Source organism: Rubritepida flocculans DSM 14296 (genome assembly GCF_000425365.1).
Taxonomy (GTDB): domain Bacteria; phylum Pseudomonadota; class Alphaproteobacteria; order Acetobacterales; family Acetobacteraceae; genus Roseococcus; species Roseococcus flocculans.
The window spans coordinates 1-23181 of the sequence record NZ_AUDH01000019.1; the positions used below are offsets into that span (position 1 = coordinate 1).

General features: G+C 73.5%; 24 protein-coding genes. 15 read left to right on the forward strand and 9 right to left on the reverse strand.

The features are described 5' to 3' along the window. Window positions 1-315, forward strand: a 315-nt coding sequence (locus H596_RS0113570; protein ID WP_027285354.1) for an IS5/IS1182 family transposase, incomplete at its 5' end; no start/stop codon positions are given. A gap of 9 nt (window positions 316-324) precedes the next feature. Here the strand turns inward: H596_RS0113570 and H596_RS0113575 are convergent. Beyond that, window positions 325-1110, reverse strand: a complete 786-nt coding sequence (locus tag H596_RS0113575) for a sterol desaturase family protein (RefSeq protein WP_027285355.1) — start codon at window positions 1108-1110, stop codon at window positions 325-327. A gap of 31 nt (window positions 1111-1141) precedes the next feature. Beyond that, a complete protein-coding gene (locus H596_RS21570) occupies window positions 1142-2146 on the reverse strand; it encodes an NAD(P)H-dependent flavin oxidoreductase (protein ID WP_051213006.1) in 1005 nt (334 codons plus the stop codon). Between the two features lie 144 nt (window positions 2147-2290). Between H596_RS21570 and H596_RS0113585 the strand changes: the two genes are divergently transcribed. The 5 genes from H596_RS0113585 to msrP all read left to right on the forward strand — a co-directional run bounded on the left by H596_RS0113585 (window position 2291) and on the right by msrP (window position 7577). Continuing rightward, the gene (locus H596_RS0113585) at window positions 2291-2881 is read left to right on the forward strand and encodes a malonic semialdehyde reductase (protein ID WP_027285356.1); all 591 of its coding nucleotides are present in this window, start codon (window positions 2291-2293) and stop codon (window positions 2879-2881) included. A gap of 10 nt (window positions 2882-2891) precedes the next feature. Then, the gene (locus tag H596_RS0113590) at window positions 2892-3833 is read left to right on the forward strand and encodes a heparan-alpha-glucosaminide N-acetyltransferase (RefSeq protein WP_027285357.1); all 942 of its coding nucleotides are present in this window, start codon (window positions 2892-2894) and stop codon (window positions 3831-3833) included. Window positions 3834-3893: 60 nt separating this feature from the next. Continuing rightward, a complete protein-coding gene (gene hmgA, locus H596_RS0113595) occupies window positions 3894-5222 on the forward strand; it encodes a homogentisate 1,2-dioxygenase (protein ID WP_037301440.1) in 1329 nt (442 codons plus the stop codon). Further along, a complete protein-coding gene (gene fahA / locus H596_RS0113600; protein WP_027285359.1) occupies window positions 5219-6463 on the forward strand; it encodes a fumarylacetoacetase in 1245 nt (414 codons plus the stop codon). The genes hmgA and fahA overlap by 4 nt, the downstream gene beginning before the upstream one ends. Before the next feature lie 163 nt (window positions 6464-6626). Next, on the forward strand, window positions 6627-7577 hold the full coding sequence (gene msrP / locus H596_RS0113605; RefSeq protein ID WP_027285360.1) for a protein-methionine-sulfoxide reductase catalytic subunit MsrP: 951 nt from the start codon (window positions 6627-6629) through the stop codon (window positions 7575-7577). 14 nt (window positions 7578-7591) lie between these two features. Here the strand turns inward: msrP and ptsP are convergent, their stop codons facing one another. From ptsP to H596_RS21590, 5 genes are all read right to left on the reverse strand, one after another. Then, window positions 7592-9445 (reverse strand): phosphoenolpyruvate--protein phosphotransferase, encoded by a 1854-nt coding sequence (gene ptsP, locus H596_RS21575; RefSeq protein WP_037301444.1) that lies wholly within the window; start codon window positions 9443-9445, stop codon window positions 7592-7594. Next, the gene (locus H596_RS0113615; protein WP_027285361.1) at window positions 9435-9704 is read right to left on the reverse strand and encodes an HPr family phosphocarrier protein; all 270 of its coding nucleotides are present in this window, start codon (window positions 9702-9704) and stop codon (window positions 9435-9437) included. The genes ptsP and H596_RS0113615 overlap by 11 nt, the downstream gene beginning before the upstream one ends. Before the next feature lie 92 nt (window positions 9705-9796). Further along, on the reverse strand, window positions 9797-10240 hold the full coding sequence (locus H596_RS21580; protein ID WP_051213009.1) for a PTS sugar transporter subunit IIA: 444 nt from the start codon (window positions 10238-10240) through the stop codon (window positions 9797-9799). Beyond that, on the reverse strand, window positions 10237-11223 hold the full coding sequence (rapZ, locus tag H596_RS21585; RefSeq protein WP_084602797.1) for an RNase adapter RapZ: 987 nt from the start codon (window positions 11221-11223) through the stop codon (window positions 10237-10239). Before rapZ ends, H596_RS21580 begins: the two co-directional genes overlap by 4 nt. Next, window positions 11220-11681 carry an HPr kinase/phosphorylase gene (locus H596_RS21590; RefSeq protein WP_037301446.1) on the reverse strand — a complete coding sequence of 154 codons (462 nt, stop codon included), beginning with the start codon at window positions 11679-11681 and terminating at the stop codon, window positions 11220-11222. The genes rapZ and H596_RS21590 overlap by 4 nt, the downstream gene beginning before the upstream one ends. 85 nt (window positions 11682-11766) lie before the next feature. On the opposite strand from H596_RS21590, the gene H596_RS21595 reads away from it, so the two are divergent. Beyond that, the gene (locus tag H596_RS21595) at window positions 11767-12750 is read left to right on the forward strand and encodes a serine/threonine dehydratase (protein WP_051213012.1); all 984 of its coding nucleotides are present in this window, start codon (window positions 11767-11769) and stop codon (window positions 12748-12750) included. A gap of 27 nt (window positions 12751-12777) precedes the next feature. On the opposite strand, the gene H596_RS0113640 is transcribed toward H596_RS21595, so the two are convergent. Further along, on the reverse strand, window positions 12778-13659 hold the full coding sequence (locus H596_RS0113640) for an MBL fold metallo-hydrolase (protein ID WP_027285362.1): 882 nt from the start codon (window positions 13657-13659) through the stop codon (window positions 12778-12780). 98 nt (window positions 13660-13757) lie between these two features. Between H596_RS0113640 and H596_RS0113645 the strand changes: the two genes are divergently transcribed. Together H596_RS0113645 and H596_RS0113650 are read left to right on the forward strand one after the other, a co-directional pair. Then, window positions 13758-14291 (forward strand): rhodanese family protein, encoded by a 534-nt coding sequence (locus H596_RS0113645; protein WP_027285363.1) that lies wholly within the window; start codon window positions 13758-13760, stop codon window positions 14289-14291. A 17-nt stretch (window positions 14292-14308) separates the two neighbouring features. Further along, window positions 14309-15061, forward strand: coding sequence for a sulfite exporter TauE/SafE family protein (locus H596_RS0113650; RefSeq protein WP_037301505.1), 753 nt, complete (start codon window positions 14309-14311; stop codon window positions 15059-15061). On the opposite strand, the gene H596_RS21600 is transcribed toward H596_RS0113650, so the two are convergent. Then, the gene (locus H596_RS21600; RefSeq protein WP_245584014.1) at window positions 15062-15262 is read right to left on the reverse strand and encodes a DUF1674 domain-containing protein; all 201 of its coding nucleotides are present in this window, start codon (window positions 15260-15262) and stop codon (window positions 15062-15064) included. It lies immediately after the preceding gene. A 27-nt stretch (window positions 15263-15289) separates the two neighbouring features. On the opposite strand from H596_RS21600, the gene htpX reads away from it, so the two are divergent. The 6 genes from htpX to H596_RS21620 all read left to right on the forward strand — a co-directional run bounded on the left by htpX (window position 15290) and on the right by H596_RS21620 (window position 23133). Beyond that, on the forward strand, window positions 15290-16210 hold the full coding sequence (gene htpX, locus H596_RS21605; RefSeq protein WP_037301452.1) for a zinc metalloprotease HtpX: 921 nt from the start codon (window positions 15290-15292) through the stop codon (window positions 16208-16210). Window positions 16211-16349: 139 nt separating this feature from the next. Further along, window positions 16350-17414: a TRAP transporter substrate-binding protein gene (locus tag H596_RS21610; RefSeq protein WP_051213014.1), complete on the forward strand. Its 1065-nt coding sequence runs from the start codon at window positions 16350-16352 to the stop codon at window positions 17412-17414. Beyond that, window positions 17411-18019, forward strand: a complete 609-nt coding sequence (locus tag H596_RS21615; protein ID WP_051213016.1) for a TRAP transporter small permease subunit — start codon at window positions 17411-17413, stop codon at window positions 18017-18019. The genes H596_RS21610 and H596_RS21615 overlap by 4 nt, the downstream gene beginning before the upstream one ends. Then, entirely contained in the window at window positions 18016-19380 is a 1365-nt protein-coding gene (locus tag H596_RS0113675) for a TRAP transporter large permease (protein WP_051213018.1), read from the forward strand. The genes H596_RS21615 and H596_RS0113675 overlap by 4 nt, the downstream gene beginning before the upstream one ends. An 85-nt stretch (window positions 19381-19465) precedes the next feature. Then, window positions 19466-21505: a hydantoinase/oxoprolinase family protein gene (locus tag H596_RS0113680; RefSeq protein WP_027285366.1), complete on the forward strand. Its 2040-nt coding sequence runs from the start codon at window positions 19466-19468 to the stop codon at window positions 21503-21505. Next, window positions 21502-23133, forward strand: coding sequence for a hydantoinase B/oxoprolinase family protein (locus H596_RS21620; protein ID WP_037301455.1), 1632 nt, complete (start codon window positions 21502-21504; stop codon window positions 23131-23133). Before H596_RS0113680 ends, H596_RS21620 begins: the two co-directional genes overlap by 4 nt. The last annotated feature ends 48 nt before the right edge of the window (window positions 23134-23181 follow it).

Sequence of the window (23181 nt, forward strand, 5' to 3'; positions counted from 1 at the left end):
CGCGGAGCGGCCCTGATGCTGCCTCGGCTGCCCCCCGGGATCCGGGACCTGATCGCCGACCGTGGCTACGACAGCGCGCGCTTTCGTGAAGCCCTCATCTCCCGGGGCATCACGCCCTGCATCCCATCCACACGAAGCCGCAAACGCTCCATCCCGCACGACGCCCTGCTCTACCGCCAGCGCCATCGCATCGAGATCATGTTCGGCAGGCTCAAGGATTGGCGCCGCATCGCCATGCGCTACGACCGCTGCGCCCACACCTTCTTCGCAGCCATAACACTCGCCGCCACCGTCATCTTCTGGCTCGGGCAATGAGTCCTGAGCCTAGCCGCGCAGCCGCCGGAAGGGCTGCGCGAGCAGGCGGGGCAGCGTCTGCTCCTCCGCCGCGCGCCAGCCCCGCACGCCCAGCACCAGCTCCCCCTCCCAGCGCCCGCGCCAGGTGCCGAACAGCCGGTCCCAGATCGAGAGGCAGAAGCCGTAATGGCTGTTCGTCTCCTCCTCGCGTTCGCTGTGGTGGATGCGGTGCAGCCGGGGCGTGACGATCACCAGCGCCAGCGCACGGTCCAGCGCGGGCGGCAGGCGGATGGCCGCGTGCTCGAACAGGCTGGTGGCGTTGAGGAGGATTTCGAAGACGAGGATCCCCTCCGGCGGCGCGCCCAGCAGCGCCGCCGCAGCCATCTTCACCAGCATGGAGAGCCAGATCTCGACGGGGTGGAAGCGCAGCCCCGTGGTCGCGTCCATCTCCGGGTCGGCGTGATGGACGCGGTGCAGCGCCCAGAGCCAGGGCAGGGCGTGGAACACCCGGTGCTGGAGGTAGATCAGCAGGTCGAAGACCACCACCGTCAGCGGCAGGGAGAGCCAGAGCGGCAGGTCGAGCGCGTTCATCAGCCCCACCTCAGCGTCCTGCGCCCAGAGCGCGACCCCCACCGCGGCGAGCGGCAGGGTCAGGCGCACCAGCACCGAGCCCAGCGCCACCAGGCCCAGATTCGCCACCCAGCGCCGCGCGCCCAGCGGGCGCGGCTGGGCCCAGGGGATGATCCGCTCCGCCAGCAGCAGCAGCGCGAGGACGCCGAGGAAGGCGCCGAGGCGCCAGGTCGCTTCGCTCTCCATGCCCGGGATGTGGGGCGCGGCGCGCCGGATGCTACTCCGCCGCCTCCGCCATGCGCCCCCAGCGCGGGTTCACGAGCGGCGAATGCGCCCCGAGCGCGCGGCGCGCGGCCCAGTATTCCTCGGCCAGCCTGTCCACCAGCCGCGCGGCGGGCAGCACCTCCCGCACGCCGCTCACGCTCTGCCCCGCGCCCCAGATGTCCTTCCAGCGCTTCTTGCGGTCGGAGGCGAAGCTCATCTGCGACTTGTCGCCGGCCTCCAGATTGTCGGGATCGAGCCCCGCCCTGCGCAGCGAGGGCTTGAGGTAGTTGCCGTGCACGCCGGTGATGAGGCTGGTGTAGACGATGTCCTCCGCCCCGCATTCGGTGATCATGCGCTTGTAGTCCTCCACCGCGCGGGCCTCCTCGGTGGCGATGAAGGCGGTGCCCATGTAGGCGACATCCGCCCCCATCGCCTCGGCGGCGAGGATGCTGCGCCCATGCGCGATGGCGCCCGAGAGCGCCAGCGGCCCCGCGAACCAGGCGCGCGTCTCCTGCAGCAGCGCGAAGGGGGATTGGGCGCCCGCATGCCCGCCCGCGCCGGCCGCCACCAGCACCAGCCCGTCCGCGCCCTTCTCGATGGCCTTGTGCGCGAAGCCCTGGTTGATCACGTCGTGCAGCACATGGCCGCCATAGGAATGGATGGCCGCGTTCACCTCCGGCCGCGCCCCCAGGCTCGTGATGATGAGCGGCACGCGGTGCTTCACGCAGAGCGCGAGATCCTGCTCCAGCCGGTCGTTCGACCTGTGGACGATGAGGTTGATGGCGAAGGGCGCGGAGGGCCGGTCAGGGTGCGCGCGGTCATGCGCCGCCAGCCGCTCGCGGATTTCGGCCAGCCATTCGTCGAGCTGCTCGATCGGCCGGGCGTTGAGCGAGGGCATGGCGCCGATCACGCCCGCGCTGCACTGCGCCACCACCAGATCGGGCACCGAGATGATGAAGAGCGGCGAGCCGATCAGCGGCAGCCTGAGCCGCCCCTTCAGCGTGTCGCGCAGGTCCATGGCTGTCTCCTCCGTCCGCGGCGGAGGCTACGCCCCGTCATTCGCCCCGTCCATGAGGGGCATCGCCGCGCGGAATGGGCGCGGGATTGGCAGGCCGCGCCCCCGCCCGCATATGGCGGGGCGACGCACCGAACGGAGCGACCGATGACCGAACCCCTTCCGCCCGCCGCGCTGGACCAGCTCTTCCGCACCGCGCGCACGCACAACAAGTGGCTGGACAAGCCCGTCTCGGACGAGACGATCCACGCGCTCTACGAGCTGCTGAAATGGGGCCCGACCAGCGCCAACGCCTCGCCCGCGCGCTTCCTGTTCCTGCGCTCGCCCGAGGCGAAGGCGAAGCTGAAGGAGGCGCTCTCGCCCGGCAACATCGAGAAGACGATGACCGCCCCCGTCACCGTCATCGTGGCGCATGACCCGAAGTTCTACGACCTTCTGCCGCGCCTCTTCCCGCATGCCGACGCGAAGTCCTGGTTCGCGGGCAACTGGTCGCTCGCCGACATCACGGCCTTCCGCAACGGCACGCTGCAGGGCGCCTATCTGATGCTGGCCGCGCGCGCGCTCGGCCTCGATGTCGGGGCGATGAGCGGCTTCGACAACATGAAGGTGGACGAGCTCTTCCTCGCCGACACGGGCTGGAAGTCCAACTTCCTGGTCAATCTCGGCTATGGCGACCCGGCGGGGCTCTTCCCGCGCAGCCCGCGCCTCGAGTTCGACGAGGCGGCGAAGATCCTCTGAGGCCCGGCGCGTGACGCCCGCGCGCCTCGCCTGGCTGGACGCGGCGCGCGGCGCGGCGCTCATCCCCATGGCGCTGTATCACGGCGCCTGGGATCTCAGCCTCTTCGGCTGGATCGCGACCGACATCGCGCACCACGCGGGCTGGACGGCGCTGGCCCGCGCCACGACCGTGAGCTTCCTCGTCATCTCCGGGATCGGCCTCGCGCTGGCGGCGCGCGCGGGGGCGGGCCCGGGCCGGGCGCTGCGGCGCGTGGGACGGATCGCGGCGGCGGCGGGGCTGGTGAGCCTCGCGACCTGGTGGTTCGCGCCGGCGAACATGGTGCTGTTCGGCATCCTGCACGCCATCGCGCTCGGCAGCCTGCTGGCCTGGCCGCTGCGCCGCGCGCCCGATGCGCTGCTGCTCGCGCTCGCCGCCCTGGTCATGGCGCTGCCCTTCCTGCTGCGCGACCCCGCCTTCGCGGGGCCGGGCTGGAGCTGGCTCGGCCTCTCGCCCGAGCCCTCGGCGGCCTTCGATCACGTGCCGCTCGCGCCCTGGTGGGGCTGGATGCTGCTCGGCCTCGTCGCGGGGCGGCGGCTGCCGCTGGCGGGGGCGGGCGCGGCGCCGGGGGCGGTGGTGCGCGGCCTCGCCTGGGCGGGGCGGCGCAGCCTGCCGATCTATCTGCTGCACCAGCCCCTCTTCATCGGGGCGCTGATGCTGGCCGCCCATCTCGCCGCGCCCTCGCCCGCCGCGCTGCGCGAGTCCTGGCGCGAGGCGCTGCGCGCCGATTGCGCCGCCTCGGGCGACCCCGCGCCCGTCTGCGCCGCCTATGCGGAGTGCGCCGTCTCCCGCCTCGCGCCGGAGCCCGGGCTGCTGGACGCGGCGCGCCGCAAGCGCCTCACCCAGGCCCAGCGCGCCCGCTTCGAATCCGTGCTGGACGCCTGCGAGGCCGAGGCCGGCCAACTCGGGCGCTGAGCCCCTTCGCCCGCCCCCCCGCTGCGCGGTAAACTCCGGCCGGGAACGGAGGCACAGGCCATGAACGTGATCCAGCGCAGCGCCGCGGTCGAGACGGCGGGCTACATGTCGGGCTTCGGAAACGGCTTCGAGACGGAGGCGCTGCCGGGCGCGCTGCCCGTCGGGCGCAACTCGCCGCAGCGCTGCGCCTATGGGCTCTACGCCGAGCAGCTCTCCGGCTCGCCCTTCACCGCCCCGCGCGCGACCAACGAGCGGAGCTGGCTCTACCGCATCCGCCCCACCATCGCGCACTGGAACAGCCTGCGCCCGCGCGCGCCCGGGCTCTGGCGCAGCGCCCCCTGCGAGGAGGGGCGCGACCTGCCGCCCGCGCCCTATCGCTGGGCCCCCGTGCCGGTGCCACAGAACGCGGGCAGCTTCATCGAGGGCATCCGCACCGTCACCACCGCGGGCGACTCGGACGCCGCCACGGGCATGGCCGCCTCGCTCTGGCTCTGCGACCGCTCGATGACCGACGAGGTGTTCTGGAACGCCGACGCCGAGATGCTGCTCGTCCCCCAGATGGGCACGCTGCTGCTGCGCACCGAGTTCGGGCGCATCCACCTCGCCCCGGGCGAGATCGCCGTCATCCCGCGCGGCGTGAAGTTCGCAGTGGATGTGGAGGGGCCCTCGCGCGGCTATCTCTGCGAGAACTACGGCGGCGCCTTCACCCTGCCCGAGCGCGGACCGATCGGCGCCAACTGCCTCGCGAACCCGCGCGACTTCCTCACACCCGTCGCGCATTACGAGGACCGCGAGACGCCGCACCGCCTGGTGGTGAAGTGGGGCGGGCGGCTGTGGGAGACGGAGCTGCCCTGGAGCCCGCTGGACGTGGTGGCCTGGCACGGCAACTACGCGCCCTACAAGTACGACCTGCGGCGGTACTCGCCCGTCGGCCCGCTGCTCTTCGACCACGCGGACCCGAGCATCTTCACCGTGCTGACCGCGCCTTCCGAGACGCCGGGCACGGCGAACATCGACTTCGTGATCTTCCCCGACCGCTGGATGGTGGCGGAGAACACCTTCCGCCCGCCCTGGTATCACATGAACGTGATGAGCGAGTTCATGGGGCTGATCTACGGCCAGTACGACGCGAAGCCGGAGGGCTTCAAGCCGGGCGGCATCTCGCTGCACAACCGCATGCTGCCGCACGGCCCGGACGTGGACGCCTTCGAGGGCGCGAGCCGCGCCGAGCTCAAGCCGCACAAGCTGGAGGGCACCATGGCCTTCATGTTCGAGACGCGGCTGCCGCAGCGCGTCACCGACTGGGCGGCGGGGCTCGCGGAACGCGAGCGCGGCTACGAGCACTACGGCCGCGCCCTGAAGCGCTATTTCGACCCCGCCCGCCCGTGACCGACCCGACGCTCGACCCCGCGCTCCGCTCCTGGGTGGAGAGCGCCAACGGGCATCCGGACTTCCCCATCCAGAACCTGCCGCTCGGCGTCTTCTCGCCGCCGGGCGGCGCGCCCCGCGCGGGGGTGGCCATCGGGGAGATGGTGCTCGACCTCGCCGCGGCGGGGCTTGCCCTGCCCGCGCCGCTCAACGCCTTCCTCGCCGAGGGCGCGGCGGCGCGCCGGGCCCTGCGCGCGCGCGTCTCGGCCCTGCTCGCCCACGGCGCCACGCCGCACCCCGAATGGCTGCACGCGCAGCGCGAGGTGACGCTGCACCTGCCCGCGCAGATCGGCGACTACACGGATTTCTACGCCGGCATCCATCACGCCGTCGCGGCCGGGAAGCTCTTCCGCCCCGACAATCCGCTGCTCCCCAACTACAAGCATCTGCCCGTGGGCTATCACGGCCGCGCCTCCTCCATCGTGCCGAGCGGGGCGCCGGTGCGCCGCCCGAACGGCCAGCGCGCGGGCGCGGAGGGGCCAAGCTTCGGCCCCGCCCAGCGCCTCGACTACGAGCTCGAGCTCGGCGTCTTCATCGGCCCCGGCAATGCGCTGGGCGAGCCCATCCCCATCGCGAGCGCGGCCGCGCACATCGCGGGCTTCTGCCTGCTGAACGACTGGTCGGCGCGCGACATCCAGGCCTGGGAGTATCAGCCCCTCGGCCCCTTCCTCGGCAAATCCTTCGCCACCACCATCAGCCCCTGGATCGTCACGCCCGAGGCGCTGGCGCCCTTCCGCATCCCGCAGGCCCCGCGCCCGGAGGGCGACCCGCGGCCGCTGCCCTATCTCTGGGACGAGGCGGACCAGGCCGCGGGCGCCCTCGCGCTGGAGCTGGAGGTCTGGCTCCTCACCCCCGGCATGCGCGCCGCGGGGCTGGCGCCGCATCGCGTGGCGGCGAGCGACGCGCGCCACCTGTACTTCACCCCGGCGCAGATGGTGGCGCATCACACCAGCAACGGCTGCAACCTGCGCCCCGGCGATCTGCTGGGCACGGGCACCATCAGCGGGCCCGAGCGCGCGGCCTATGGCTCGCTGTTGGAGAGCACGGCCGGCGGGCGCGAGCCGCTGCGCCTGCCCGGCGGCGAGACGCGCGCCTTCCTCGAGGACGGCGACGAGGTGGTGCTGACGGCGCGGGCGCGGCGCGAGGGCTTCGTCCCCATCGGCTTCGGCCCCTGCGCGGGGGTGGTGCTGCCCGCGGCCTAGGCCATGATCCGCGACATCGGATCATGGCCCAGCCTTTGCCGAGAGGGCGATTCACCGCTGCGGCGCCTCCGCCTTCGCGGATCGCGTTCCAAATCCCGATTCCGAAACTCGGAGAGTTGCGCTACAGCAGCGCCATGCGCCACTCCCCGCCCGGCCTCGCGCCATGCTGATCCGCCGCCGCAGGGGCTGGGAACTGCCCGAGAGCGCCGCCACGCCCGAGGCCGCGGTGCTGCAGCGCCGCGCCCTGCTCGGCGCGGGGGCGGCGCTGCTGCCCGGCGCGGCCGCGGCGCAGCGCATCGGCGATGCACCCCCCGCCCCGCCCCTGCCCGCCCATGCCCGCAACGAGCGCTTCGAGGGCGGCCGCGCCCTCACCCCCGAGCGCGACGCCACCAGCTACAACAACTTCTACGAGTTCGGGACCGACAAGAGCATCTGGCGCGCCGCCCAGCGCATGCCCGTGCGCCCGTGGCAGATCCGCGTCGAGGGGATGGTGGCGCAGCCCCGCACCTTCGACGTGGACGAGCTGATCCGCCTCATGCCCATCGAGGAGCGCGTCTATCGCCTGCGCTGCGTCGAGGCCTGGGCGATGACCGTGCCCTGGACGGGCTTCGAGCTCTCGCACCTGCTGCGCCTGGTCGAGCCGCTCTCCGGCGCGCGCTACCTGGCCTTCGAGACGGCGGCGCTGCCTGCCGTCATGCCCGGGCTGCGGCAATCATGGTATCCCTGGCCGCATGTCGAGGGCTGCACCCTCGAGGAGGCGATGAACGAGCTGACCTTCATGCCCGTCGGCATGTATGGCCGGCCCTTGCCGCAGCAGAATGGCGGGCCGTTCCGCGTGGTCTTCCCGTGGAAATACGGCTTCAAGTCCGGCAAGTCGGTGGTGCGGATCACCCTGACCGACCGCCGGCCGCAGACCTTCTGGCCGCGCATCCAGCCCAGCGAATACGGGTTCTGGGCCAATGTGAACCCGGAGGTGGCGCATCCGCGCTGGAGCCAGGCGACGGAACGGCTGCTGGGCAGCGGCGAGCGCGTGCCCACCCGCCTGTTCAACGGCTATGGCGAGTGGGTGGCGGCGCTCTATGTGAACCTGCAGCGCGAGCGGCTCTGGGCGTAGCGCGGCCGCCCGTATCAGCGCTCCTCGCGCCGGCTGAACTCCTCCACCAGCTCGGCGATGCGCTGGGGGTCGCTCTGCTCCATCACGCGGCGGGCGAAGCGCGCGCAGTCGTCGATGTCGAGGCCGCGCACCGCCTGCTTCACGCGCGGGATGGCGCTCGCGTTCATCGAGAGCGAGCGCAGCCCGAGGCCGAGCAGCAGCGGCACCAGCTTGGGGTTGCCCGCCATCTCCCCGCAGACGGAGACGGGCATGCGTAGCCTGAGCGCCGCCTCGATGGCGAACTGCATCAGCCGCAGCACGGCGGGGTGCAGCGGGTCGTAGAGATGCGCGACGTCGATCTCCGCGCGGTCCACCGCCAGGGTGTACATGGCCAGGTCGTTGGTGCCGATCGCGAAGAAATCCGCCTCCAGCGCGATGGCATCCGCGGCCAGCGCCGCGCCGGGGGTCTCGATCATGGCGCCGAGCGGCGGCAGCTTCTCGGGCAGGCTCTCGCCGCGCCGGCGCAGGCGCCGGGCCACGCGCTCGTAGATCTCGCGCGCCGCGGCGACCTCGGCGGGAACCGTCACCATGGGCAGCAGCACCCGCACATTGCCGAGGCCCGAGACGCGCAGGATGGCGGCGAACTGCGCCTCCAGAAGCTCGGGCCGCTTCAGCAGCATGCGCAGGCCGCGCAGGCCGAGCGCGGGGTTGGGGCCCACCGGGGCGGGCAGCGTGTCGGCCAGCCCCTCGATCTCCTTCTCGCCGCCCCAGTCGAGCACGCGGATGGTCACGGGGTCATGGCCCATCGCCTCCACGATCATGCGGTAGGCGGAGACCTGGTCGTCCTCGTCCGGCGGGTCGGGCCGGTTCATGAACAGGAACTCGGTGCGCAAGAGGCCGATGCCCTGGGCCCCGGCCTGGTCGAGCAGCGGCAGCTCGGCGGGGATTTCCAGATTGGCCTGCAGCTCGACGAGCTGCCCGTCCGTCGTCTCGGCGGGCAGGCGGCGCAGCTTGCCCAGCCGCGCGCGCTCCTTCGCCTGGGCGGCGAGCCCCTCGCGCGCCGCGGCCAGCGTCTCGGCCGAGGGGTGCAGCGCGAGGAAGCCGGCCGCCCCGTCCACCACCGCCGCATCGCCGCGCCGGGCCGCGGCGGTCAGCCCATGGCAGCCCAGCACCGCCGGGATGCCCAGCGCGCGCAGCATGATGGCGGTGTGCCCGTCCGCCCCCCCCTCCTCGGTGCAGACGGCGGCGATGCGGCCGGGCTCGAGCAGCGCGGCGTCGGCCGGCGTCAGCTCCTCCGTCACCAGGATCGCGCCCTGCGGCACGCCCTTCAATGAGCGGAAGGGGGTGGCGGTGAGGTTGCGCACCAGCCGGCGCGCGATCTCGCGCACCTCGCCCGCGCGGCGGTTGAGCCCGGCCTTGTCGTCGTCCTTCGTGGCGAGGATGGCGGCGGCGATGGCCTCGGCCTCGTCCTGCACCGCCGTCTCGGCGGAGAGCAGCTCCTCGCCGATGCGCTTGCGCGCGCCGCGCAGCAGGCGCGAGTTGCCGAGCATGAGGATGTAGGCGTCGAGCAGCGGCTCCAGCTCCTCCTGCGCCTCCTCGGGCAGGATGGCGAGCCGGGCCTTGAGCTTGCCCACCTGCTTGCGCGAGAGGGCGGCGGCCTCGGAGAGGCGGGTGCGCTCGGCCTCCACCTCGGCCTCGGCGATGCTGCGGCGCGGGGTTTCGGGCGTCGCCTCGGTGGTGTCATAGACCTGCCCGATGGCGATGCCGGGCGAGACGGGAATGCCCGTCAGGCGCTTCTCGGCCTCGGCGGCCTTGGGCGCGCGCGGGGTCTTGCGGCGCTCCTCGGCGCCGCGGGGGGGCTCGGGCCGGGCCTGGCCCTCAGTCTTCATGGAAGCCGGCCTCGACCAGCCCGGCCACCGCCTCCAGCGCCTCGCGGGCGTCCCAGCCCTCGGCCTCGATGGTGATCTCGCTGCCCTGGCCGGCGCCCAGCATCATCAGCCCCATGATGGAGCAGGCCGGCACGGTCTGCCCCCCGCGCGAGACCTTCACGCAGGCGCCGAAGCGCTCGGCCACGGCCACCAGCTTCGCCGCGGCGCGGGCGTGCAGGCCGCGGCTGTTCACGATCCGCACCGTGCGCTTCAGCACCACGGAATCCGCCCCCGCGGCCGCGGGGGCGAAGGGCGTCTCGGCGGCGGAGGCGAGCTGGGGCGTGGCCTCGCCCTCCTCGGTGGGCCATTCGTTCATGCGCTGCCGTCGCTCCCGTTGGCCTTGGCCTCGGCCGCCGCGCCGTGGCCGGCGAGGTCGCCCGGGCAGGCGATGTATTTGCGCCCGGCCATGGTGGCGTGTTCCACCGCCTCGGCCAGCGGTTCCGTGCCGCGGATCTTCGCGAGCTTGACCAGCAGGGGCAGGTTCACCCCGGCGATCACCTCCACCCGCCGGTGATCGGCGAGGGAGAGGGCGAGGTTGGAGGGGGTGCCGCCGGCGATGTCGGTCAGCAGCACCACGCCATCGCCCTGGTCCACATCGGCGATGCGGGCGCGGATGTCGGCGCGGCGGCCTTCCATGTCGTCCTCGGGGCCGATGCAGACGGTCGCCACCGCCTGCTGCGGGCCGACCACATGCTCCATGGCGTGGCGCAACTCGAGGGCGAGGCGCCCGTGCGTGACGAGCACGAGGCCGATCATCGTGGGTCTTCTGCGGTGGTGGTCATGGGAAGGGGGGAATGGGGCGCGGGGGCGCCGCTGTCGTCCGGGCTCGGGGTCGGCGGCGCCTCGGGGGGCCGCGCCTCTCGATGCAGCATAGCACGGGGCGCGGGCAGTTCGCGATGCGCGACCTCGACACGCCAGCCCTGTCGCCGGAGATGGTCGGCGAGCTTCTCCGCCACGAAGACGGAACGGTGCCGCCCGCCCGAGCAGCCGATGGCGATGGTGAGATATTTCTTCCCCTCGGCCACATAGCGCGGCAGCAGCGGCGAGACGAAGCCCGCGAGGCGCTCCCAGAAGGCGGGGAAATCGGGGTCGGCGGCCACGAAGGCGGCCACCGGCGCGTCCTGCCCCGTCATCGGCCGCAGCACGGGGTCGTAATGCGGGTTCTGCAGGAAGCGCACGTCGAAGACGAGGTCGGCCTCGCGCGGGAGGCCCTTGGGGAAGGCGAAGGACTGCACCAGGAGGTTGAGCCCGGGCCCGCCCTCCAGCCCGTAGCGCCCCTCGATCATGCGGCGCAGTTCGGGCAGGGGGAGGTCGGAGGTGTCCACCACGCAGTCGGCGACCTCGCGCAGGGGGGCGAGCAGCGCGGCCTCGCGCGCGATGCCGTCCTGCACGCGCTCGCCGCGCGCCAGGGGGTGGCGGCGGCGCGTCTCGGTGTAGCGGCGCAGCAGCACCGCCTCCTCGGCGGTGGCGTAGATCAGGCTCATCTGCACGGCCGGGTCGGCGCGCAGCCGGGCGATGAGGGCCAGCGCCCGCTCCGGCTCGAAGCCGCGGCTGCGCGCGTCGATGCCGGCGGCGAGCGGCGCGCTGCCCTCGCGCAGCAGCGTCTCCAGCATCGCGAGCGGCGGGTTGTCCACCGTCTCGTAGCCGAGATCCTCGAGCACGCGCAGGATGGACTGTTTGCCCGCGCCCGACAGGCCCGTGACCAGCACCAGCGGGCGGGGGGCGGCGGGCGCGTTCATGCGGCCAGCGCCCCGGCGGTGCAGCGCCAGCGCCCCTCCAGCGCCGCCACGGCGGCGAGCACCACATCCGGGGCGGAGGGGGCGCGGGGGTCGAGGGCGAGGCGGGGCAGGGCGAGGCCCAGAGCCTCCCAGCGCGCGGGCTCGGGCAGGCGGGCCACCCCCCCGGGCGGGACCAGATCCACGACGAGGCCGAGCCGCGCCGGCGCCCAGGGCAGCCCGGCGAGCAGGCCGAGGCCGCGCACCTCGATCCGGCCCTCCAGCGCCTCGGGCGGGGCCGCGCGCAGCGCCTCGCCCTCGGCCGAGAGGCGCACCTGGTCATCGGCCACCAGCCGCGCCCCGCGGCCGATCAGCCGCAGCGCGAGGTCCGATTTTCCGCCGCCCGAGGGCGCCAGCAACAAAACGCCTGTCTCGCTGAGCGCCACGCAGCTTCCGTGCAGGAGCATCCCGGCTGCCGTCATCTCCGAACCGGGGGTTTATGGCAGGAATGGGGCCGGGGCGAAAGCGGCGCTTGCGGCGCGGCCCTTCGGGTGCTTCGCCGGGGGGATGAGCATCGACCGAGACGCCATCGCCGCCGCCGCCCGCCGCATCGCGGGCGATGTGCGGCGCACCCCGACCCTGGAGCTGGAGCTGGCCGGATGGCCGCTGACCCTGAAGCTCGAACAGTTGCAGCTCGCCGGCAGCTTCAAGCCGCGCGGCGCCTTCAACGCCCTGCGCGCGGCCGGCGCCCCGGCGGCGGGGGTGGTGGCGGCCTCGGGCGGGAATCACGGGGCGGCGGTGGCGGCGGCGGCGGCGCGGCTCGGCCTGCCGGCGGAGATCTTCGTCCCCGAGATCACCGCCCCCGCCAAGCGCGCCCGCATCGCGGGCTTCGGCGCGCGGCTCGTGGTCGGCGGCGCGAGCTATGACGAGGCGCGCCAGGCGAGCGAGGCGCGCGCCGCCGAAACGGGCGCGCTGCGCGTCCATGCCTATGACCAGGCCGAGGTGCTGGCCGGCCAGGGCACGCTGTTCCGCGAATGGGAGGAGCAGGCGCCCGCCCTGACGCATCTTCTGGTGGCGGTGGGCGGCGGCGGGCTGATCGGCGGCGCGGCCGCCTGGCATGCGGAATCGGGCGTGACGCTGGTGGCCGTGGAGCCGGAGGGCTGCCCCTGCCTCGCCCATGCCCTGCGGGCGGGGCGGCCCGTTCCCGCGCCGGTGGGCGGGATCGCGGCCGACAGCCTGGGCGCGCGGCAGGTGGGGGCGCTGATGTTCCCGCTGGCCGCGCGGCTGCACGCGGCGCGGCGGCTCCTCCCCGTCACGCTGCCCGACGAGGCCATCCGCGCCGCCCAGCGGGCGCTGTGGCGGGAGGCCAGGATCGCCGCGGAGCCGGGAGGGGCCACGGCGCTGGCCGCCCTGCTCTCCGGCGCCTGGACGCCGCCGCCGGGCGCGCGGGTGGGGGTGCTGGTCTGCGGGGCGAATCTCGATCCCGCCACCCTGGCCGAGCACGGCCCCGAGGAGGCCATGCCGCCGCCACGCGCGCCCGCGGCGGGGTGAGGCGTCCGGCCATTCGGCCGGCCGCGATCAGGCCAGCACCACCCCCTGCGCCGCGCGCACCGGCACCTTGAGGTAGCGCACGCCATTGCTCTCCGCCGCCGGGAAGCGCCCGGCGCGGATGTTCACCTGGATGGAGGGCAGCAGCAGCCGCGGCGCGGCGAGGGTCGCGTCGCGCGCCGTGCGGAAGGCGACGAAATCCTCCTCCGTCATGCCGTCCTTCACATGGGGGTTGTGCGCGCGCTCCTCGGCCACGGTGCTCTGCCAGGCGTAGTGGTCGCGGCCCGGGGCCTTGTAGTCGTGGCACATCCACAGCCGCGTCTCGGGCGGCAGGGAGAGCAGGCGGCGGATGGAGCGGTAGAGGGTGCGCGCGTCGCCGCCCGGGAAATCGGCCCGCGCCGTGCCGTAATCGTGCATGAAGATGGTGTCGCCCACGAACACGTCGGCCTCGTTCACGCGATAGGCCACGCAGGCCGGGGTGTGGCCGGGCAGGTGCATCACCTCCACGCGCAGCGCGCCCACGTGGAACACCTCGCCGTCGCGGAAGAGAAGGTCGAAATCGCCGCCGTCGGGCGTCATGCCCTCCATGTTGAACACGGGGCGGAAGATGCGCTGCACCTCCTTGATGTGCTCACCGATGCCGATCTTCGCGCCGGTGTGCGCCTTGAGGAAGGGCGCGCCGGAGAGATGGTCGGCGTGGGCGTGGGTCTCCAGCAGATGGGTGATGCGCCAGCCGCCCGCGCGGGCGGCGGCCAGCACCGCCTCGGCCGAGCGCACATCGGCCGTGCCCGAGTTGTGGTCCCAGTCCAGCACGGGGTCGATCACCGCGGCCTCCTTGGTCTCGGGGTCGCCGAGGAGGTAGGTGACGGTGTTGGTGGGCTCGTCGAAGAAGGCCTGGATGTGGGGGGCCATGGGGCTGCTCCATATCAGCGTTGACTTATATATAGGGGCCCACTAGCTATGGTCCAGACGAGAGGCCGCCCCCGCGGCCCATCCAGGAATACGAGACGATGAGCCTGCCCACCCTCTCCGCGGCCGAGGCCGCGCGCCTGATCCGCGAACAGGGCGCCCTGCTGGTGGATGTGCGCGGCCCCGACGAGCACGCGCGCGCGCGCATCCCCGGCGCGCTCAACCTGCCGCTCGACCAGCTCGACGAGGCGGCGCTGGCCGCCCATGCCGGCAAGCCGGTGCTGTTCCACTGCCGCTCGGGCATGCGCACGACGGGCACCGCCCCGAAGCTGGCCGACTGCACCGAGGGCATGCAGGCCTTCATCGTGGAAGGCGGGCTCGACGCCTGGCAGCGCGCCGGCCTGCCCGTGGAGAAGAACGAGCGCCGCCCCATCGAGGTGATGCGCCAGGTGCAGATCGCCGCCGGTTCGCTCGCGCTGCTCGGCGTGCTGCTGGGCGCTTTCGTCGCGCCCGGCTTCTACGCGCTGTCGGGCTTCGTGGGGGCGGGGCTGATCTTCGCGGGCGTCACCGGCAACTGCCCGATGGCGAACATGCTGCGCGCCATGCCCTGGAACAGGGTGGCCGCCGCGCCGTGACCCTGGCCGAGCTGGCGATGAGCCTCGCCTCCGGCGCGGGGGTGGGGTTCACGCTGGGGTTGGTGGGCGGGGGAGGCTCCATCCTGGCCACCCCCCTTCTCCTCTACGCCGTCGGCGTGGCGAGCCCGCATGTCGCCATCGGCACGGGCGCGGTCGCGGTGGCGGCGAATGCGCTGGCCGGCCTCGCGCAGCATGCGCGGGCGGGCAATGTGCGCTGGCGCTGCGCGGCCGTCTTCGCCTCCCTCGGGCTGCTCGGCGCGCTGCTGGGTGCGGCCATCGGCAAGCGGGTGGACGGCCAGGCGCTGCTGGCCGCCTTCGCCGGGCTGATGGTGGTGGTGGCCATCGCCATGCTGCGGCGCAAGCCCGCCGCCGCCCAGGCCGAGGCCCCGCGCCTGTCGCGGCTCAACGCGCCGCGGCTGGCGGGCTCGGGCTTCGGCGTGGGGGTGCTCTCGGGCTTTTTCGGCATCGGCGGCGGCTTCCTGATCGTGCCGGCCTTGATGAAGGCGGCCGATTTCCCGATGCGCTACGCGGTGGGCACCTCGCTCGTCGCGGTCTTCGCGCTCGGCGCGGGCACGGCCTTCAGCTACGCCACGGCGGGGCTGGTGGATTGGCCGGTGGCGGCGCTTTTCGTGGCCGGCGGGGCGCTGGGCTCCTGGCTCGGGCTGCGTGCCGGGGCGCGGATCGGCGCGCGGCGCGGCGCGCTGGAGGCGGTGCTGGCCGGGCTGATCCTGCTCGTCGCCGCCTACATCTTCTGGCGCGCCCTCGGCTGATCAGAAATCGCTGACGCGGCCCTTGCGCTCCCAGTCATTGTAGCGCGTGGGCTCCGGGCCCGAGGGGCCGCCATGCTCCTCTCCGGCCGGCGCGGGCGGGCGCGGCGGGCGGTCTATCCTGGTGAGCGGCGGGGCGCTGCGCGGCTTGCCGCTGGGCAGGGGCGGGGGCGGCGGCTTGTCCTTGTCGTCCATGTCGCTCATCTGGAGGGAGGAAGGGAGTTCGGGAAGATGGTGCGCACCTTCATCCTGCTCGCGGCGCTCACCGCGCTGTTCCTGGCCGCCGGCTACGCCATCGGCGGGGAGGGCGGCATGCTGATGGCGCTGCTGGTCGCGGGCGGCATGAACCTCTTCGCCTGGTGGGGCAGCGATTCCGTCGTGCTGCGGATGCACAACGCGCAGCCCCTCTCGCCCGCCGAGGCGCCGCAGCTCTATGCGATGACGCAGCAGCTCGCCGCGCGCGCAGGCATCCCGATGCCGCGCCTCTACCTCATCCACGAGGACCAGCCCAACGCCTTCGCCACCGGCCGCAGCCCCGAGCGCGGCGTGGTGGCGGTGAACACCGGGCTGCTCGCCATGATGGACGAGCGCGAGGTGGCGGGCGTGATCGCGCATGAGCTCGCGCACATCAAGAACCGCGACACGCTGATCATGAGCGTCACCGCCACCATCGCGGGCGCCATCGGCTTCCTCGCGCAGTTCGGCTGGATGATGTCCGGCCAGCGCGACCGCAACGCGAGCCCCTTCGGGGCCATCGGCCTGATCCTGCTGATGATCCTGGGCCCGCTCGCGGCCATGGTGGTGCAGATGGCGATCAGCCGCGCGCGCGAATACGAGGCGGACGCGGAGGGCGCGCGCATCTGCGGCGATCCCTCCTGGCTGGCCAGCGCGCTCGCGCAGCTCGAGCGCTACAAGCAGGGCCGCGTGAACCAGGCGGCGGAGGCCAACCCGGCGACCGCGCACATGTTCATCATCAACCCGCTCTCGGGCTTCCGGATCGACGCGCTCTTCTCGACCCATCCGCCGACGGAGGAGCGCATCCGCCGGCTCATGGCGCTGGGCGGAGGCGGCTATGCGGCCCGCCGCATGCCGCAGACCGGGCCGGCCGCCTCGCCCTGGGCGCGGCCGCGCGGGCGCGGGCCCTGGGGGTGAACCGCCCATCCCGCGCGCAGGGCTGACCGCGGGGCGGGCAACGCCTGCGCGCATGACGGGTCTGTCATGCAAAACCGTCTGGAATGGCGCGCGCCGCGTGCCATCCTCGCGGCCTCGTCGTGAGGAGGCCCGCGCCACCATGCTTCGCCCCCTGATCGCCCTGCTCGCCGCGCTGGGCATGGCGGGAACCGCCGCCGCGCAGACGGCCATCCCCCCCGGCCCGCGCATCGCCATCACCGCCGTGACGCAGCCGCTGCCCACCCAGCCGCAATACACGCTGGTGGACCAGCCCCTGCTGCGCGACGGGCTGCGCGCGCGCTCCGGCGGGCGGATCGAGGTGACGCTCGCCACCCACGCCGAGCGCAACCTCTCGGGTGCCGAGATCATCCGCCTCGTGCGCGCCGGCCAGGCCGAGATCGGCGCGGGCACGCTGACCACCCTCTCGGGCGACGTGCCCATCCTGGACGGCGTGGACCTCGCGGGCCTCGCGCCCGACATCGCGCTGGCGCGCCGTATCGCGGACGCCATGACGCCCGTGGCGAACCGCGACCTGGAGCGCTTCGGGGTGCGGATCATGGCGATGTATCCTTTCCCCGCGCAGGTGCTGTTCTGCCGCGCGCCCTTCGCCTCGCTCGCCGATCTGCGCGGGCGGCGCATCCGCACCTTCGGCAACTCGCTGGTGGATTTCTACACGGCGCTGGGCGCGCAGCCCGTCTCCATCGGCTTCCCCGAGGTGTATTCGGCGCTGGAGCGCGGCGTGGTGGATTGCGCCATCACCGGCTCCGGCTCCGGCGCCGCCGCGCGCTGGCCCGAGGTCTCGACGCACATCAGCGACCTCGCGGTGAGCTGGGCGGTCGCCGCCTATGTCGTGAACCTCGCCTGGTACAACCGCCAGGAGCCCGCGGTGCGCGCCCTGCTGGACGAGACCTTCCGCGAGATCGCCGACAGGCAGTGGGCGCTGGGGGCGGAAGCGACGCGCGACGGCATCGACTGCAACATCGGCAACCGCGCGGGCTGCCGCATCCATTCCCTCGCCGCGCGGCCGATGACGGAGGTGAAGGCGAGCGAGGCCGACCGCGCCGAGATGCGCCGCATCTTCGAGCAGGTGGTGCTGCCCGGCTTCGTGCGCCGCTGCGGCGCGCGCTGCGGCGAGATCTACAACCAGGTGATCGCGCCGATCTCCGGCGTGCGCTTCGGCGGTTGATCCTGCTGCGCGCCGCCGCGCTGCTGCGCCGCGGGGCGGCGGGGCTCGCGGCGCTGATGGCCTGGGCGGCGGGTTGGAACTACGTGCTCTGCGCGCTGTTCGTCACCGCCGACATACTGGGGCGCAACCTGCTCGGCGTCTCCTCCGCCGCCACGGTGGAGGTGACGGGCTACATGCTGGCCTGCGGCATCGCCTGGGCGCTGGCGCACACGCTGGCCTGCCGCGCGCATATCCGCGTGGACGTGCTGGTGAACCGCCTGCCGCTGTCGCTGCGCGCGCCGCTGCACCTGCTCGCGCTGCTATTGCTCGCGGGCTTCGCCGCCTTCATCGCCTGGGCGGGCTGGATGCTCTGGGACGAGAGCGCGCTGTTCGACGCGCACGACAACTCGGCGCTGCGCATCCCGCTCGTCCTGCCGCAGGGCATCTGGACGGTGGGGCTCATCGCCTTCGCGGCGATGTGCGGCGTGCTGCTGCTCGAGAGCCTGCTCGCCCTGCTGGTGGGCGAGCCGAGGCGGCTCGATGCGCTGCTCGGCAGCCGCTCGCTGCAGGACGAGACGGAGGAGGCGCTGCAGGCCGTGGCGATGGCGAAGGATGGGCGCGGGTGATCGCCCTCGTCTTCCTGCTCGGCCTGCTCGGCGTGGTGCTGGTGGCGGCGGCCTCCGGCGCGGCGGCGCTGCCCATCGCCGAAATCCTCATGCTGATCGGGGTCTTCGTCGTCTTCTTCGGCTCGGGCGTGTACATCGCCGCGGTGCTGGGGGCGCTCGCCTTCCTGATCGGCTTCCTGTTCAGCGACCGGCCCTGGTGGAACTTCGCGGGGCAGACGCTCTGGGGCCCCTCCTCGAACTACGTGCTGGTGGCGGTGCCGCTCTTCCTGCTGATGGGCGAAATCCTGCTGCGGGCGGGGCTGTCCGAGCGGCTCTACCGCGCGCTCAACGTCTGGCTCAACCGCCTGCCCGGCGGGGTGCTGCACACCAACATCGCCTCCTGCGCCGTCTTCTCCGCGATCAGCGGATCGAGCGTCGCCACGGCGGCGACCATGGGCAGCGTGGCGCTGCCCTATTTCCAGAACACCGCCTACAACCCGCGCTGGGTGCTGGGTTCGCTCGCCGCGGGCGGGGCGCTCGGAAACCTGATCCCGCCCGGCATCACCTTCATCATCTACGGGCTGATCACCGAAACCAGCGTGGGCGCGCTCTACATCGCCGCGCTGCTGCCCGCGCTGCTGGTCACCGCGCTCTTCCTCCTGCTGATCCTCGCGCACGGGCTGCGCCATCCGATGGAGAAGCCGCCGCCGCTGCCGCTCGCCACCCGGCTGCGCGCGCTGACGGATCTCGCGCCCACGCTCGCGCTGATCCTGCTCGTGCTCGGCTCCATCTACGCGGGCTGGGCGACGCCGACGGAGGCCGCGGCGCTGGGCGTGACGGGCGCGATGGCCTTCGCCGCGCTGGAGGGCCGCCTCACCTTCCGCATGCTGCATACGAGCGCGGAGGCCGCGGCGCGCAACACCGCGCTGCTCGGCCTCATCATCTTCGGCGCCTATCTGCTGAACTACATTCTCACCACCATCAACGTGCCGCAGGCGCTGGCAGGGCTGATCGCGGGGCTGCCGCTGCCGCCCTGGGCCATCATGCTCTGCATCATCGCGCTCTACTTCGCGCTGGGCACCTTCATGGAGGGCTTCTCCATGATCATCACCACCGTGCCCGTGGTGTTCCCCGTGGTGGTGGCGCTCGGCTACGACCCGATCTGGTTCGGCGTGGTGATCACCATGATGGTCGAGATCGCGATGATCAGCCCGCCCGACGGCACGGTGATGTACGTGCTGCAGGGCATGCGGCCGAAGCCGGGGCCCATCACCGACGTCTTCCTGGGCGTGACGCCCTTCCTGCTGGCCTATCTCGCCGCCGTGCTGCTGCTGCTCGTCTTTCCCGGAATCGCGCTGTGGCTGCCCGGCGTGCTGGCCTGAACCGACGGAGTGTTCCCGACATGATGAAGCGCCTCCTCCTCGCCTGCGGCCTCGGGCGCGCACCCGCCCGCGCGCGGCGTCGCTGATGCCGTCGGACGCGCGCCCCGTCCGCATCGCGGTGGACATCGGGGGCACCTTCACCGACCTGCAGATCCTCGACGCGCGCCAGGGCCGCGTGGTGGCGTGGAAGACGCCCACCACCCCGGCCGACCCTTCGGAGGGACTGCTCACCGGCGTGCGCGAGGCGGCGGAACGCTTCGGCTTCGCGCTCTCCGATGTGGGCCTGCTCATGCACGGCACCACCATCGCCACCAACGCGGTGCTGGAGCGGCGGCTCGCGCGCGGCGTGCTGCTCACCACCGCGGGCTTCGAGGATGTGCTGGAGATCACGCGCCATGTGCGGCGCGACATCTACGGCCTGGCGCCCGATCCCTTCCCCTGCCTCATCGAGCGCGACATGCGCTTCGGCGTGCCCGAGCGGATGCGCGCCGACGGCAGCGTGGAAATCCCGCTCGGCGATCTCGCCCCCGTGCTGGCGCGGCTGCGCGCCGCCGCGCCCGAAGCCGTGGCCATCGGCCTGCTGCACGCCTACGCCAACCCCGCGCATGAGCGCGCGCTGCGCGCGGCGGTGGAAGCCGCGCTGCCGGGCGTGCCGGTCTGCCTCTCCTCCGACATCAGCCCCGAAATCCGCGAATACGAACGCCTCTCCACCACCGTGCTCAACGCGCTGCTGATGCCGGTGGTGCGCCGCTACCTGGAGCGGCTGGAGGCGCGGCTGGGCGAGGGCGGATTCGCGCCGCGCGTCTTCCTCGTGCAGTCCAATGGCGGCATGTGCAGCCTGCGCAGCGCGGCCGAGCAGCCTGCGCGGCTGCTGCTCTCCGGCCCCTCGGGCGGGGCGCTGGCGGCGGAGCGCCTCTCGCGCCGCCTCGCGCGGCCCAACCTCGTCGCCGTGGACATGGGCGGCACGAGCTTCGACGTGAGCGTGGTGCAGGGCCACCGCATCGGCCTCGTCACCCAGGGCGAGGTGGACCGCCTGCCCGTGCGGCTGCCCATGGTGGAGATGCGCACCATCGGCGCGGGCGGCGGCTCCATCGCCGCGGTGGACGCGGCGGGGCGGCTCACCGTCGGCCCGCGCAGCGCGGGCGCGCGGCCCGGCCCCGTCTGCTACGGCCGCGGCGGGACGGAGCCCACGGTGACGGACGCGAACGCGGTGCTCGGCCGGCTCGATCCGGACTTCTTCCTGGGCGGCGCCATGGCGCTCGACCTCGCGGCCGCGCGCGCGGCGATGCAGGCGTGGATCGGCGAGAAGCTCGCCCTCTCCGTCGAGGAGGCGGCCGAGGGCGTGCTGCGCGTCACCAACGCCCAGCTCGCGGCCGCCGTGCGGCTCTCTCTCTTCGAGAAGGGGCTCGACCCGCGCGACTTCGCGCTGCTCTCCTTCGGCGGCGCGGGCGGGCTGCACGCGACCGAGGTGGCCGAGGAGCTGGGCATCGCCGAGGTGATCTTCCCGCGCGAGCCCGGCACCCTCTCGGCCTATGGCATCCTGTTCAGCGACCTCGTGCAGGACATCGCGCGCTCGCGCCTGCTGCGCGCGGAGGCGGCGAACCAGGCGGAGATCGAGGCGCTGCTGGCCGCGCTGCGCGCCGAGGGCGAGGCGCGCCTCGCCGCGGATGGCGTGCCGAAAGCGCAGCGCGCGATCGAGATCGCGGCCGATCTGCGCTACCACGGCCAGGCCTTCGAGCTGCTCGTGCCCTGGCCCGAGGCGCCCGACCTCGACGCGCTGCGGGCGCGCTTCCACGCCGCGCACCGCGCCCGCTTCTCCTACGCCGCCGAGGGCGAGCCGGTGGAGATCGTCACGCTGCGCGCCAGCGCCATCGGCCGGCTGGAGAAGCCCGAGGAAGCGGCCCCCGCCGCGCCCGAGCGCCCCGCCGCACCCGCCGCGCGCCGCGTCTGGCAGGGCGGCGAGGCGCGGGAATGGCCCGTCTGGCGGCGCGAGGCGCTGCGCCCGGCGGATGCGATCGAAGGCCCCGCCATCGTCGAGGAGGCCTTCGCCACCCATGTCATCGCGCGCGGCTGGCGCGCCGCGCTGGACCCGGAGGGCGCGCTGGTGGCGCGGAGGATCGCATGAGCACGCTCGGCCCCATCGAGATCGAGGTGATCCGCAACGCGCTCACCGCCGCGGCCGCGGAGATGGACGTGACCATCTGGCGCACCAGCCGCAGCACCATCGTGCGCGAGCTGCTCGACTACTCCACCGCCGTGTTCGACGCCGAGGGCAGCAACCTCGCGCAGTCCGCGCGCATCCCCTCGCACCTCAACTCGATGACGCACGCGCTGCGCACCCTGCTCCGCGACCATGTGCCCCCCGCGGAGTGGGAGGAGGGCGACGTGGTGATCTTCAACGACCCCTATTGCGGCGGCCAGCACCTGCCCGACATCCTGGCCTTCCGCGCCGTGTTCCACGAGGGGGTGCGCATCGCCTTCGTCGGCGCGCTGTGCCACCACATCGACGTGGGCGGGCTCGCGGCCGGCAGCTACGCGGCGAAGGCCACCGAGATCTACCAGGAAGGCCTGCGCATCCCGCCCGTGAAGCTCTTCGCGCGCGGGGTGCGCAACGAGGCGGTCTGGGCGATGATACGCCAGAACGTGCGCAAGCCCGATCTCCTGCTGGGCGACCTCTCCTCGCAGATCGCGAGCCTGGAGGTGGGGCGGGCGGCGCTGCTGCGGCTCGCGCGGCGCTTCGGCGCGGCGGCGATGATCGAGGCGGGGCGGCGCATCCTCGACATGAGCGAGGCGGGGATGCGCGCGGCCATCGCCGCCATGCCGGACGGCACCTATGAGTTCGAGGATTTCCTCGACGACGACGGCATCGCGCTCGGGCAGCCCGTGCGCCTCGCGGTGCGGCTCACCATCGCGGGCGAGACGGCGGTGGTGGATCTCTCCGGCTGCTCGCCCCAGGCGGCGGGGCCGATCAACGCCACGCTCGCCAGCACCAACGCCGCCGTGATGTTCGCGCTGATGTGCTGCGCCGATCCCTCGCTGCACATGAGCGCGGGGTGCTACCGGCCCATCACCGTCCTCGCGCCCGAGGGGCTGGTGGTGAACGCGCGCCACCCCGCGCCGGTGGCGCACCGCATCGCCGTGGGGCACCGGCTGCTCAACGCCATGATGGGCGCGCTGCACCAGGCCGCGCCGCACCTCATCCCCGCCGCCTATTACGGCAACAGCTACGTCACCACCTTCCAGACCGTCGCGGAATCCGGCGCGCGCGAGGTGCTGGTGGAGATCGAGATCGGCGGCTCCGGCGCGCATCCGGCGAAGGACGGGGTGAACGCCTATGCGGCCGGGATGCACAACAACAGCAACATCCCCATCGAGATGATCGAGGCGCAGATGCCGCTCACCGTCACGCGCTACGCGCTGCGCGAGGGCAGCGGCGGGGGGGGGCGGCATCGCGGCGGGCTCGGCCTGATCCGCGAGTGGCGGGTGGACAGCCCCGCCTGCTTCTTCACCGCCAACATGGACCGCTTCGTGCACGCCCCCTACGGGCTCGCGGGCGGCGGGCCGGCGGCGACGGGCCGGCTGCTGCTGATCCGCGAGGGCGCGGAGACGCCCATCCCGCCCAAGACCGACAACCTGATGCTGCGCGCGGGCGACATCGTGCGCCTCGAGACGAGCGGCGGCGGCGGCCACGGCCCGCCCGAGCAGCGCGACCCGGCCGCGCGCGCGCGCGACGCGCGGCTCGGCTACGCATGAGCTTCGATCCCGCGCGGCATCGCCCGGCCTGATTGACGCCCCCCTCCC